Origin of the sequence: Streptomyces sp. NPDC091289 (assembly GCF_044757365.1) — a bacterium.
Classification (GTDB): Bacteria; Actinomycetota; Actinomycetes; order Streptomycetales; family Streptomycetaceae; genus Streptomyces.
The window spans coordinates 143,695-155,868 of the sequence record NZ_JBIVUT010000010.1 but is presented as its reverse complement, the minus strand read 5'-3'; the positions used below and the strand labels follow the sequence as shown (position 1 = coordinate 155,868).

The 12,174-nt window shown below is 71.7% G+C and carries 12 protein-coding genes and 1 pseudogene; 5 read left to right on the top strand and 8 right to left on the bottom strand.

Annotated features, from left to right (window positions below):
• Positions 1-10 precede the first annotated feature (10 nt).
• The 4 genes from ACIQPT_RS15460 to ACIQPT_RS15445 are packed head-to-tail and all read right to left on the bottom strand — an operon-like array spanning position 11 to position 3,195.
• Entirely contained in the window at positions 11-679 is a 669-nt protein-coding gene (locus tag ACIQPT_RS15460; RefSeq protein ID WP_401156187.1) for a hypothetical protein, read from the bottom strand.
• On the bottom strand, positions 637-1,992 hold the full coding sequence (locus tag ACIQPT_RS15455; RefSeq protein ID WP_401156185.1) for a hypothetical protein: 1,356 nt from the start codon (positions 1,990-1,992) through the stop codon (positions 637-639). The genes ACIQPT_RS15460 and ACIQPT_RS15455 overlap by 43 nt, the downstream gene beginning before the upstream one ends.
• A complete protein-coding gene (locus ACIQPT_RS15450) occupies positions 1,989-2,756 on the bottom strand; it encodes an ATP-binding cassette domain-containing protein (protein ID WP_401156183.1) in 768 nt (255 codons plus the stop codon). Before ACIQPT_RS15450 ends, ACIQPT_RS15455 begins: the two co-directional genes overlap by 4 nt.
• A 40-nt stretch (positions 2,757-2,796) precedes the next feature.
• Entirely contained in the window at positions 2,797-3,195 is a 399-nt protein-coding gene (locus ACIQPT_RS15445; protein ID WP_401156182.1) for a hypothetical protein, read from the bottom strand.
• A 224-nt stretch (positions 3,196-3,419) separates the two neighbouring features.
• Between ACIQPT_RS15445 and ACIQPT_RS15440 the strand changes: the two genes are divergently transcribed.
• Positions 3,420-3,917 (top strand): hypothetical protein, encoded by a 498-nt coding sequence (locus tag ACIQPT_RS15440; RefSeq protein WP_352243609.1) that lies wholly within the window; start codon positions 3,420-3,422, stop codon positions 3,915-3,917.
• 60 nt (positions 3,918-3,977) lie between these two features.
• On the opposite strand, the gene ACIQPT_RS15435 is transcribed toward ACIQPT_RS15440, so the two are convergent.
• Complete coding sequence (locus tag ACIQPT_RS15435; protein ID WP_401156180.1) at positions 3,978-4,679, bottom strand: pentapeptide repeat-containing protein; 702 nt, start codon at positions 4,677-4,679, stop codon at positions 3,978-3,980.
• 102 nt (positions 4,680-4,781) lie between these two features.
• On the opposite strand from ACIQPT_RS15435, the gene ACIQPT_RS15430 reads away from it, so the two are divergent.
• Entirely contained in the window at positions 4,782-5,981 is a 1,200-nt protein-coding gene (locus tag ACIQPT_RS15430) for an NAD(P)-binding protein (RefSeq protein ID WP_401156178.1), read from the top strand.
• An 80-nt stretch (positions 5,982-6,061) separates the two neighbouring features.
• Positions 6,062-7,060: a zinc-binding dehydrogenase gene (locus ACIQPT_RS15425; protein WP_401156177.1), complete on the top strand. Its 999-nt coding sequence runs from the start codon at positions 6,062-6,064 to the stop codon at positions 7,058-7,060.
• A 15-nt stretch (positions 7,061-7,075) separates the two neighbouring features.
• Here the strand turns inward: ACIQPT_RS15425 and ACIQPT_RS15420 are convergent, their stop codons facing one another.
• Together ACIQPT_RS15420 and ACIQPT_RS15415 are read right to left on the bottom strand one after the other, a co-directional pair.
• The gene (locus ACIQPT_RS15420) at positions 7,076-7,555 is read right to left on the bottom strand and encodes a GNAT family N-acetyltransferase (RefSeq protein ID WP_401156175.1); all 480 of its coding nucleotides are present in this window, start codon (positions 7,553-7,555) and stop codon (positions 7,076-7,078) included.
• A gap of 79 nt (positions 7,556-7,634) precedes the next feature.
• Positions 7,635-8,490, bottom strand: a pseudogene (locus tag ACIQPT_RS15415) (aminoglycoside phosphotransferase family protein).
• Positions 8,491-8,613: 123 nt separating this feature from the next.
• Between ACIQPT_RS15415 and ACIQPT_RS15410 the strand changes: the two are divergent.
• Positions 8,614-10,014 (top strand): NAD(P)/FAD-dependent oxidoreductase, encoded by a 1,401-nt coding sequence (locus ACIQPT_RS15410; RefSeq protein WP_401156173.1) that lies wholly within the window; start codon positions 8,614-8,616, stop codon positions 10,012-10,014.
• Between the two features lie 49 nt (positions 10,015-10,063).
• Here ACIQPT_RS15410 and ACIQPT_RS15405 read toward each other — a convergent pair whose 3' ends face one another.
• Positions 10,064-10,510, bottom strand: a complete 447-nt coding sequence (locus ACIQPT_RS15405) for a MarR family winged helix-turn-helix transcriptional regulator (RefSeq protein ID WP_401156171.1) — start codon at positions 10,508-10,510, stop codon at positions 10,064-10,066.
• 150 nt (positions 10,511-10,660) lie between these two features.
• On the opposite strand from ACIQPT_RS15405, the gene ACIQPT_RS15400 reads away from it, so the two are divergent.
• Positions 10,661-12,130 carry an MFS transporter gene (locus tag ACIQPT_RS15400; RefSeq protein ID WP_401156169.1) on the top strand — a complete coding sequence of 490 codons (1,470 nt, stop codon included), beginning with the start codon at positions 10,661-10,663 and terminating at the stop codon, positions 12,128-12,130.
• The last annotated feature ends 44 nt before the right edge of the window (positions 12,131-12,174 follow it).

Here is a 12,174-nt window from a genome sequence, read left to right as displayed (position 1 = left end):
GTGCTCGGTGTCAGCTCCGCAGCAGCAGCCGCGACAGGCCTCGCTCCCCGTACGGGACAAGGAGCGCCAGGCCGCAGAGGAAAAGTGCCGCCGCGACGAAGAAAGCGCCCGAGTCTCCTTGCGGAGCGGATATCCAGGACCAGGCACCGGACCCGACACCGTGTCGGCCGAGGAAGAGCGCGGCACCCGTGAGCACGGTCGCCGGGACCCAGCTTGCTTCCTGGCCGAGGAAGCAGGCCGCCAGCATGACCACACCGGTCAGTCCCAGCAGATTGCGGAGCGCGGCCCACTCACCCTGGCCGAGAGCTTCCGGTGACGCGGCGGCCGGTGTGAGGAGCAGGAGGCCGACGGCGGCGGGAAGGAGGAGTGTCAGCAACAGCAGCAGGCGGGCCACCGGCACCCGGAGTGTTCCCGTCCGGTCCAGATATCCGACATCCCCGTAGCTGGAGAACCCGATGACGCACGCCATCACCGCGGGGATGAGGAGTGCGAAGGGAATCGTGACCGGCTCGGTGATTCCCGACTGCACTTCGCGTGCCCCTACCAGCGCGTTGAGGACGACGAGCGCCAGGATCCCGGCGAGCGACGGAACGCCTCTGTAGGCGCGGGCGAAGGTGAGCCACGGCTTGATCGTGTTCAGCGGGTGCTCCGCGTGAAGTCGGACGGAGAGAGCGCGCACTGCCGGAAGTCGGCGAAGTGCTGGTTCATCCACCCTGTCGATTCGTCAGGGGAGAGGCTGCGCAGGTGTTTCACGGCGGAGGCCCTGGCGTCGTCCTCCGACACGGCGTCGTCGGCCATCCACGAGGCGACGGCCTCTGTCAGCAGGTAGCGGTCCTCGTCGGCGTCCATGCACGCGTCCTGGTCGACGAGCTCCTGGAGGAACTCCGAGCGAGCCTCGCTGAGCCAGCCGGGCCCGAGCGAGTCCATGTGGATGGGCCGGAATCCGGCCGACGCCTCGCCCCCCACACCCCGCGGCCGCTGCTCCAGTCCCGTGAACTCACCCGGCGTACCGTCCAGTTTGCCCGCGATATCCGAGAAGCCGACCACCAGATCGGGAAGAGCGGCACGGAAGGTCGGGTTGACGCACACCTTGATGCCGTCCTGCCGGCAGGCGTACGTGAAACTCGGCTCGCCCGGCTTGAAGTAGACACCACGCAGCTGCCAGGTGAGGAGCCCGCCGAGCACCGCCAGAGAGGCGGCAACGGCCATGCAGACCCGCAGCGCGCGGCTCCGCCACACAGCGTGGAAGGACACGCTGACCAGCAGGGCGACCCATGAGGAAAGCCACAGCAATTGGCGCCAGTACAGGCCTGGCTGCCATGCCGAGAACGGGTCCGGCACATCGATGAGCACGGGAAACAGCACGTACCAGGGCGAGCCGTACTGCCCTGATCCGTACAAGGTGACACCGAACGCACAGATCGCCACAAGTGGCGGTGCGACCCTTGCCGACCAGCAGCGCCCGACGAGATAGCCCGCCGCCGCGTGCACGCACAGTCCCATGGCACCGGCCAGCACGGCGGACGGCCCGAGGTGACCGGACGGCCCCATGAACAGCGTTCGCAGGACGACGGTCAGCAGCACCACACCGTAGGAGAAGACCACCCAGAGAAGGAGGGCCGCCATTTCCGCTGCCGGGAAGAGCCAACCGCTCCTGGAGGACATGCTCCTGAGGTGGGCAAGTCCTCTGCGCCGCTCGCGGGACCCGAGCCATGTCGCCACGCCCGCGACGAGAGGTCCGGTGATGACGACCGAGGCATTGACCGCGGTGGTGGCGCTGGGCCAGTAGGCGACACCGGGCCTGAGCGAGTTCCAGGCGACCGCCACTCCCACACCCACCAGCACGGGCACGAACCACAGGAGCCCGGAGCGGGTCAGTTCCATTCTCAGAGGAGACCTGAACGCGGAGACAGAAGCGCGAAACCCGCTTTCCGGCGGCATTCGAGGAGCGCCCTGAACGGATTCCTCGTGAAGGCACGACTGGTCGGTCATACGGAAGTGACCACCTTGTCGTATCCACGCTCCAGAGCGGTCTGCGTCGCACGGCCACCGTGAGCCGCTGGCTGCTCCAGCTCTCCGTGCCCGAGCTCGGAGAGCTGGAGCACGGAACCGTCGAACGCGATCCGGCCCTGGTTCAGCACCAGGACTTTCTCGCAGACGACGGAGATGTCCTCCGTCAAGTGCGTGCTCAGAAGCACAGCCGTCCTGGCGGAAAGAGAAAGGACAAGTTCGCGGAACTGCGTTCGCTGTTGCGGGTCGAGCCCCACCGTCGGTTCGTCGAGAATCAGGAGCGGCGGCCTGTGCACGATGGCCGAGGCGATACCGGCCCGGCGAAGCATGCCACCGGACAGCGCTCTCAGAGGACGCTTCTCGACCTCGGCCAGGTCCACGTCACGAATTGCCTCGCGCGCCATCCCGGAGACGTGACCCCGCGGAACACCCTTGCTCCACGCGGCGTACTCGACGAGGTCGATGACGCGGAAGTTGGCCGGATAACCGAAATTCTGCGGCAGAAAGCCCGTACGACGCCTGATCTCCTGCCTCGTCCGACGGTGTCCCGCGTCGGCGCCCAGGACGACGAGTGAGCCCGAGGAAGGAGGAAGCAACGTGGTCAGCGTTTCCAAGAGGGTCGTCTTTCCGGCGCCGTTGGGCCCCAGGAGCCCGGTCACACCGGTGCCGACCGAAAAACTCACCCCGTGAAGAATCTTCCGTGTCCCGCGACGCTGTTCAAGCTCGCGCACTTCCACCACGGCCATGTCGCCGCCCCCTCCCCCTAGCCGTTCATTTCATCCGCACTCAGCCGCAGGACTTGATGTCCTTGGGCTTGGTGTCGTGGTGGGAGTCATTCTGCGTGAAGTAACCACGAGCGTAGTAACCACGCTTGTTTCCCTTGTCACACGAAGAAACAGACGCGCTGTAGGACTTCTTGGTGCCCGAGTCGGTGTTCTTGGCCGTCAGCGGGTCCGGAAGCACGTTCTTGTCCCACTTGATCTCGACCACCAGCGCACGCGTCGCCGACTTGGTGCACGTCGACGTCGCCTTGCCCTTGAGCAGACCATTCGTGCTGGTCAGGCTGACCTTGGCCGCCTCACAGCCATTCGGAGCAGCCCACGCCGGCGCAGCTGCCGCCGCGACACCGGCTCCGGTCGCCAGCACCAGGGCCGCGCTCCACGAGACCGCCTTCTTGCTGATCATTCTCGATTCCTCCCCCAACTCGTGAAATGTCGATTGCACAGAGCATCGACACTGAACCATCACCTCGAACGCACGTCCGGGCGACTTCGGGAGGCTATCAAGATCCACTACGTCGCGCACATCGATTCGATCTTGCTGTCGGACCTTCGATTCATAGGCGATGCAGGCCCGCTTCTCGCCTGATCGCGGCGGACCCGTCCGGTCCGGCATGACACCATCGATCCGTGCTCGACATCGGCTACTCCCTCTCCCGTCGCTTCCCCGATCCCCCGCAGACCGACTACCGCCGCGCGGACGTCCGCGCGCTGCGGCACGATCTGTTCTCCGGCGACGTCTACCTCGCGGACACCAAGGCGGACCGCGAGGTGTCCACAGCCTGGGGATGGGTGCCGGTGCTCGACTTCGCGTGGGCGCTGTGCGACATCGTCGAGCAGATCGACCAGGACCCGCGCGGCAACCGCTCGCACCGGCAGCAGTACGCGGAGCTGGACTTCACCGAGTCCTCGGACCGGATGATGTTCGAGCGGCGCTTCGGCTGGGTCGACGTCGAGGCGGACTGGATGCCCGGCGACGAGCCCCCGCTGACCTTCAGCCACTCCCTCCTGCGCCGCGAGGCCCGCGACTTCCTGCACGACCTGATCGCCGACCTGGCCGACATGCACGACGGCCTCGCCGACAACCCCGTGATCTGGGACCTCCAGGCCCGCTTCCCCCGCATGTAAGGCCCCCGCGGCCGCTTCCCCCGCATGTGACATCCCCGTACGGGAGACGCCCCCGGCCGCTCACCCCTCCACCCGCACCCCGATCTGCGCCGCGAACGCCGGGGCCAGCTCCATCAGCTGCGACGGGCTGATCACCGCGCCCGCCAGCCGGTCCACGCCCCGGGCGATGTCCAGCTCGGCCACCGCCCGCAGGTCCACCGACTCCATCCGGGCCCCGCTGAAGTCCGCCCGCTTCAGCACGCAGTCCCGGAACTCGACCCGGACCAGATGCGCGTCCCCGAAGTCCGGCTCGGAGAGCACGCAGCCCTCGAAGACGACGTCCTTCAGCCGGGCCCTGCGCAGATTCAGGTAGTCGATCTTGCCGCCCCGCACCACCACCCGCTCCAGCACCGCCCCGTGCAGCTGCACCCCGCCCAGCCGCGCGTCCACCACCTCCACGTCCCGCAACGACGCCTCCGCGAGGTCCGTGCCCACGCCCCGTACGCCCGTCAGCACCGCGTCGATGAAACGGGCCCGCGCCAGCTCCGTACGGTCCAGGGCGCAGTTGTCCAGGGCGCAGTCCATGAACCGCGCGCCCCGGCCCGACGCGTCCGCCAGGTCCACCCCGTCGAACCGCACCCCGTCGTAGTCCCCGTCCGGCTCCAGGCCCTCCCCGTCGTACGGAACGAGCGGCGGCAGCCGCACCTCCGGACGCCGCGCCGCCGCGACGGTCTCCTTCTTGCCCCTGGTCGTCCTGGTCGTCCTGCCCGCGCTCGCTGCCATGACCCCATCGTGACGCACCCCACTGACAACGCCCCGGCGACCATGTCACGAGCCGCCGCCCCCGATCCGTCGCATCATCAAAGAAGCGAAGGAGATCCCGTCATGGAGCAGATCCACGTCATCGGCGGCGGCCTCGCCGGGCTCACCGCCGCGATCACCGCGGCCGAGTCCGGTGCGCACGTCACCCTGCACGAGGGCCACCGGACCCTCGGCGGCCGGGCCAGGACCGCGGACGGGCCCCACCGCGCCAACGAGGGCCCGCACGCGCTGTACCGGCGCGGGCCGCACTGGACCTGGCTGGCCCGGCGGGATCTTCTCGGTCCCGTCGTCTCCGTACCGCCCCTCGAAGGCCTCCGCTTCCGTTTCCGCCGCGCGGGTGCCGCCCGCCGGCTGCCGCCCGCCGCTCTGCTGCGCCTCTCCCGCCGGGCCTCCCACACCGCCCCGGTGGACGGCACCTTCCTGGAGTGGGCCGCCGGGCAGGTCGGCGAGGAGGGCGCCCGGGCCGCCGCGAACTTCGCCGCCGCCGCGCTCTTCCACCACGACCCCGGCGCGCTCTCCGCCCGGTTCGTCCAGGAGCGCTACCGCCGCCTCACCTCGCTCCCGCCCGAGGCCCGCTACCCGGCGGGCGGCTGGGCCCGGCTCATCGAGCGGATGGCCGCGCACGCCCGCGGCCTGGGGGTGGCCGTCGAGACGGGCGCCCGCACCGACACCCGGGCGCTCGGCGAACTGGCCCGTACCGGACCGGTCATCGTCGCCACCTCCCTCGACTCCGCCCGCGCCCTCCTCGCCGACCCGTCCCTCACCTGGGAGAGCGGCCGCAGCGTCCTCGTCGACCTGGCCCTGCGCACCCGGCGCGGCGACGCGTTCGTCGTGTCGGACCTGGACGCGCCCGGCTGGCTGGAACGGTTCAGCGCCCAGGACCCGGGCCTCGCCCCGGCCGGCGAACAGCTGCTCCAGGGCCAGTTCCCGATCGGCCCCGACGCGCGCCGGGCGGACGGCGCCGCCCGCGCCGGGGAACTCCTCGACCTCGGCTTCCCCGGCTGGCGGGAGCGCACCACCTGGCGCGTCGAGGCCCTCGCCGACGGCCGCACCGGGGCCGTCGACCGCCCCGGCACCACCTGGCGGGACCGGCCCTCCGTCGTCCGGGGCGACGGCATCTTCCTGGCGGGCGACCAGGTCGCCGCCCCCGGACTCCTCAGCGAGGTCTCCTTCACCAGCGGCCTCGAAGCCGCGATGCTCGCCGTGAAGGCCGCCGGACAGCGCTCCGGATCCGGATCCGGGGTTGACCTCAAGCGGACTTGAGGTATGAGGCTGGGGGCACCAGCCCCGCCCCGCTGCCGGGGGAGGGGCACAGCCCGGTACGCCGCCCTCAGGGAGCCTTCATGCATGCCGTACGTCTCCACGCCTTCGGCCCCGCCGAGAACCTCGTGCACGAGAAGACCGAGGACCCCGTCCCCGGCCCCGGCCAGGTCCGCATCGCCGTGGCCGCGGCCGGCGTGCACCTCATCGACACCGTCCTGCGGGAAGGAGAGAGCGGCCCCTACCCGGCGCCCCTCGATCTCCCGACGATTCCCGGCCGTGAGGTCGCCGGAACCGTCGAGTCGGTGGGCGAGGGCACGGACACCGGCTGGCTCGGCAAGCACGTCGTCGCCCACATCGGCATGGCCCCGGGCGGGTACGCCGAGCTCACCGTCACCGAGGCCGACCGGCTCCACGAGATCCCCGAGGGGCTCGACGCCGCTGAGGCCGTCGCCATGATCGGCACCGGTCGCACCGCTCTCGCGATCCTCGCGTTCACCCCGCTCACCCCGGAGTCGGTGGTCGTCGTCACCGCGGCGGCCGGCGGCATCGGCACGCTCGTCGTCCAGTACGCCAAGAACGCCGGCGCCACCGTGATCGCGCTGGCCGGCGGCCCGGCGAAGGTGGCCCGGGCCGAGGCCGGGGGCGCCGACCTCGCCCTCGACTACACCCGCCCCGACTGGCCGCGCCACGCCCGTGACTTCCTCGACGCGGCCGGCCTGCGCGCCACCGTCGTCCACGACTCCGTGGGCGGAACCACCGCCCGCGCCGCCGTCGACCTCCTCGGCCCCGGCGGGCAGCACGTCGTCTACGGCTGGTCCGGCCGGGGAGCCGACGGCGGTCCGCTCTCCTTCACCGCCGAGGAACTGGCCGAACGCTCCATCACCTCCGGGTCCGTCCTCGGCCCGGGGATGATGGAGAAGGGCGGAGGCCTGCGCGCCCTGGAGACCCGCGCCCTCGCCGAGGCGGCGGCCGGCCGGCTGCGGCCCGCCGTGCAGCGCTACCCGCTGGCCGAGGCCGCCGCCGCCCACCGCGCGCTGGAGACCCGGGGCACGATCGGCAAGGTCGTCCTGGAGCCATGACCAGGAGGTACGTGGCTAGGCGGCGCCCAGCCGCGCCAACGGCCCCTCCGTCAGCCGGTACACCGTCCACTCGTCCTGCGGGCGCGCGCCCAGCGACTCGTAGAACGCGATGGCCGGAGCGTTCCAGTCGAGCACCGACCACTCCAGCCGCTGGTAGCCGCGCTCCACGCAGATCCGCGCCAGCTCCGTCAGCAGCGCCCTGCCGTGGCCGCCGCCCCGCCGCTCGGGGCGGACGTACAGGTCCTCCAGGTAGATGCCGTGGACACCGCGCCAGGTGGAGAAGTTCAGGAACCACAGGGCGAAGCCGATCACCTCGCCGCCGCCGTCATCGGCCGTCGCCACGTGCGCGTACGCGGCGGGCCGGTCGCCGAACAGCGCCTGGTGCAGCTGCTCCTCGGTGGCGACGACCTCGTCGAGGGCCTTCTCGTACGCGGCGAGTTCACGCACCAGGGCGTGCAGGGTGGGGATGTCGTCAGGTGTGGCGGTACGGATCATGGGCGCAGCGTAGGCAGCGCGCGGCCGACGCCACACCACATTTTCCCGGCCGCCGCCCCGCCCCGCCCCCGTCGTACGGTCACCGCCCCAGCAGCCGCCGCGCGATCTCCGCATGGTCCGGCGAGATCCGCCCCTCCCCGCGCCCGGTCCCGCTCCAGGCCCAGCGCCTCCGTCAACGCGTCGAACCGCCACAGCACCTCCTCGGCGTCGAAGAGGTTGTCCAGCGCCGGGAACAGCTCGAAGCCCGGGTCGCCCGCCAGCGGCTTGGGGTCGAGCGCCACCCACTGACCCGCCCGCCCGGCGTCCGCGCGCCCGGCCAGGATGTTGTCGTAGTGCAGGTCCCAGTGCAGCAGCCGGTCCCCCGGCTCGCCCGCGACCTCCCGTACCGCCGCCGCGCAGTCGGCGAGCAGCCGCCGGTCCGCCGCGTCGGGCAGCAGGCCCACCCGCTCCGGCGCCTCCGCGAGCATCCGCTCCGCCACCCCGCCCAGCGTGCGCAGCCCCTCGGGCGCGGGCACCACCACCAGCCGGGCCAGCACCGAGCCGAGGACCTTCACCGCCTCCCGTACGTCGGTCTCGCCCGACAACGGCCGCCGTTCGTCGAGCCGTTCCAGCAGCAGCGCACCGCTCTCCGGGTCGTGGTCGAGCAGTTCCACCGCCCCCGCGCCCGCCGCCGACCAGGCCCGCAGGGCGACCGGTTCGCCCGCCGTCTCCTCGTCCACCGCCTGGAGCTTCAACGCGGCGGGCCGCCCGTCCGCCTCCCGCACCACCGGCAGGACCAGCGCGCACATCCCGTACATCGACGGGCCGTCCAGCCGCAGCCCCCACCGCTCCAGCAGCCGCGCGGCGAGGTTTGGCAGACCGGCGACGAACGCCCGCCCGGCGGCTCCGTTGAAGGCGGACTGGGTAGCGGCCAGTTCGTCCGGGATCTCGATCACGCCACCGATCCTAGGGAGGTGCCGGGCCGGGCGGCAGGAGACGGATCGGCCCCGCGCGCAGTAACGTCCCGCCACACGTACGCTCGGCATCGCACCGGACCGGGCAGGGACACCAGGGGCATCATGAGCACCGTCAGTACCGTCGTCGGCGGCATATCGTTCTGGTACGCGCAGGAGGGCACCCCCGCCCCGCGCGAACCCCTCCCCGGCGACACGAGCGTCGACGTCTGCATCGTCGGCGGCGGCTACACCGGCCTCTGGACGGCGTACTACCTGAAGAAGGCCGTCCCCTTCCTCAACATCACCGTCCTGGAAGCGAAGTTCTGCGGCTACGGGGCCTCCGGCCGTAACGGCGGCTGGCTGTACAACGGCATCGCGGGCCGCGACCGGTACGCCAAACTGCACGGCCACGAGTCCGCCGTACGGCTCCAGAAGGCGATGAACGAGACGGTCGGCGAGGTCGTCCGGGCCGCCGCCGAGGAGAAGATCGAGGCCGACATCCACCAGGGCGGCGTCCTGGAGGTGGCCCACACCCCGGCGCAGCTCGCCCGGCTCAAGGACTTCCACAGCGTCGAGATCGCCTTCGGGGAGACCGACCGGGTCCTGCGCGGAGCGCGCGAGACCGCCGAGCGCGTCCATGTGACCGGGGCCGTCGGCTCCAGCTGGACCCCGCACGGGGCCCGGCTCCACCCGGCCAAGCTGGTCAAGGGCCTCGCGGACGCGGTGGAGGCGCTCGGCGTCACCATCCACGAGTCGACGCCGGTCACCGAGATCAAGCCCAAGCACGCGGTCACCCCGTACGGCACGGTCCGCGCCCCGTACGTCCTGCGCTGCACCGAGGGCTTCACCGCGAGCCTCAAGGGCCAGAAGCGCACCTGGCTCCCGATGAACTCCTCCATGATCGTCACCGAGCCGCTGCCCGACCGGATCTGGGACACGATCGGCTGGGAGGGCCGCGAGACCCTCGGCGACATGGCCCACGCCTACTTCTACGCCCAGCGCACCGCCGACGACCGCATCGCGCTCGGCGGCCGCGGCTACCCGTACCGCTTCGGCTCGGCCACCGACAACGACGGCCGCACCCAGCCCGCCACCGTGGCCGCCCTGCGCGACCTGATGGTCCGGCTCTTCCCCACCACGGCGGGCGTCAGCGTCGACCACGCCTGGTCCGGCGTCCTCGGCGTCCCGCGCGACTGGTGCGCCACGGTCACCCTGGACCGCTCCACGGGCCTGGGCTGGGCGGGCGGTTACGTCGGCTCCGGCGTCGCCACCGCCAACCTCGCCGCCCGCACCCTGCGCGACCTGATCCAGCAGGACTCCGGCCAGGCGGGCCCGACGGATCTCACCACCCTGCCCTGGGTGAACCACAAGGTCCGCCGCTGGGAGCCGGAACCCTTCCGCTGGCTCGGCGTCCACGGCATGTACGCGGCCTACCGCGCCGCCGACCGCCGCGAGGCCACCTCGCCCCGCCCCGGCACCGACCCCATCGCGAAGGCGGCGGACCGCATCGCGGGCCGCCACTGAGCCGCCAGGCCCTGTCCCGGCCCCGGCCGTGTCCGGCCCCGGCCGGGCCTCAGTCGCGGGGCCAGGGCCGCCCGTCGAGGCGTTCGATGGAGAGGTTCAGGCGGCCCAGGGAGGCGGCGAGCTGCTCGGCCTCCTCCGGCGTCCAGTCCGCGAGAACCTTCGCCAGGCCCGCCAGATTCCTGGTCCGGTCGTTGTCGAGGCGGCGCTCGCCCTCGTCCGTGATGGCGAACTTGCGGGCGATGCCGCCGTCGGGGTCCGGGATGCGCTCGACGACCCCGGCCCGCAGCATCGCGGCGGTCTGCCGGTTGAGCGTGGAGGCGTCCAGACCGAAGGCGTCGCTGAGCTGGCTGATGGACATCGGGCCCTCGACCTGGATCCGGCTCAGCAGGATGTAGGCGCTGCGGTCGAGCCGCCACTCCACGCGCGGGCTGAGCAGGTGCATGTACCGGCCGAGCAGCATCGTCTCGCGTTCGATCCGGTCGATGGGCTTGTCCACGCGCTCTTCCTTCGTTGACCAGGACTATCACGATAGATGTGCATTATGCACTCGCTATGCATGATGCACATCCCATGTATCTTGCCTAGTCGAACACCGAAGGCACATCAACCGACCCGCCCGGAGGGCGGACAAGAGGGAGCAGCACCCGTGGACAGTTCACCCCCCGCAGCCCGGCCGGGAGGCGTGGTCGGCATCCTGGCCTTCGCCGGCATCGTGGCGGCACTCACCCAGACCCTGGTGGTGCCGCTGATCGCGGAGCTGCCGAAGCTGTTCGACACCTCCGCGTCGAACGCCTCCTGGGTGATCACCGCCACCCTGCTCGCCGCCGCCGTGGCCACGCCCGTCGCCGGCCGGCTCGGCGACATGTACGGCAAGCGGCGCATGCTGCTGTTCTCGCTCGTCCCGCTGGTCCTCGGCTCGGTGGTCTGCGCCCTGTCCTCGTCGGTGGTCCCGATGATCGCCGGGCGCGGCCTCCAGGGCCTGGGCATGGGCGTGGTCCCGCTCGGCATCAGCCTGCTGCGTGATGTGGTCCCGGCCGAGAAGCTCGGCGCGTCCATCGCGATCATGAGCGCCTCGATGGGCGTCGGCGGCGCGCTGGGCCTGCCGTTCGCCGCCGCCATCGCGGAGAACACCAGCTGGCGCGTGCTGTTCTGGGTGGTCGCCGTGCTGGCCCTCGCGGTCGGCGCGCTGATCATGGCCGTGGTTCCCGGGGACCGGCCGGCCACCAGGTCCGGCGGCTTCGACCTGCCCGGGGCGATCGGTCTCGGCGCCGCGCTGATCTGTCTGCTGCTCGCCGTCTCCAAGGGCGCCGACTGGGGCTGGGGCAGCGCGACGACGCTCACCCTCTTCGCCGCCGTCCTGGTGCTGCTGCCCGCCTGGGGCTGGTGGGAACTGCGCCTGAGCGACCCGCTGGTCGACCTGCGCGTCACCGCCCGCCCCCAGGTCCTGATGACGAACACCGCCTCGGTCCTGGTCGGCTTCGCGATGTACGCCCAGTCCCTCGTCGTGCCCCAGCTGCTCCAGCTGCCCGAGGCCACCGGGTACGGCCTGGGGCAGTCGATGCTCGCGATGGGCCTGTGGATGGCCCCGGCGGGCCTGATGATGATGGCGATGTCCCCGGTCGGCGCGAAGCTGTCCGCCGCCAAGGGCCCGAAGGTCACCCTGGCCGTCGGCAGCCTCCTCATCGCGGCCGGCTACGGCCTGTCCGTACCGCTGATCGGCGCGGACTCCCCGTGGAGCCTGCTGATCGTCACCCTCGTCTGCAACTCCGGCGTCGGCTTCGCCTACGGGGCGATGCCCGCGCTCATCATGGGCGCGGTGCCCCAGTCCGAGACCGCGTCGGCGAACAGCTTCAACTCCCTGATGCGCTCGATCGGCACGTCCTTCGCGGCGGCGGTGATCGGCGTGGTCCTGGCCCGGATGACCACCGACTTCGGCGGCTTCCAGCTCGCCTCCCAGAACGGCTTCCGCGTCGCGATGCTGATCGGCTGCGGGGTGGGCCTCGCGGCGGCGGTCGTCGCCGCCCTCATCCCCGTACGCCCGGCGACCGCACTCCTCCAGCCGGCTGCCGCCTCCGAACCGGCGGGGACGCCGGAGGCGTCGCAGGCCAAGGCCTGATCACCGTCCGAACGGAACGCGGCCCGGGGTACGACGGCTCAACC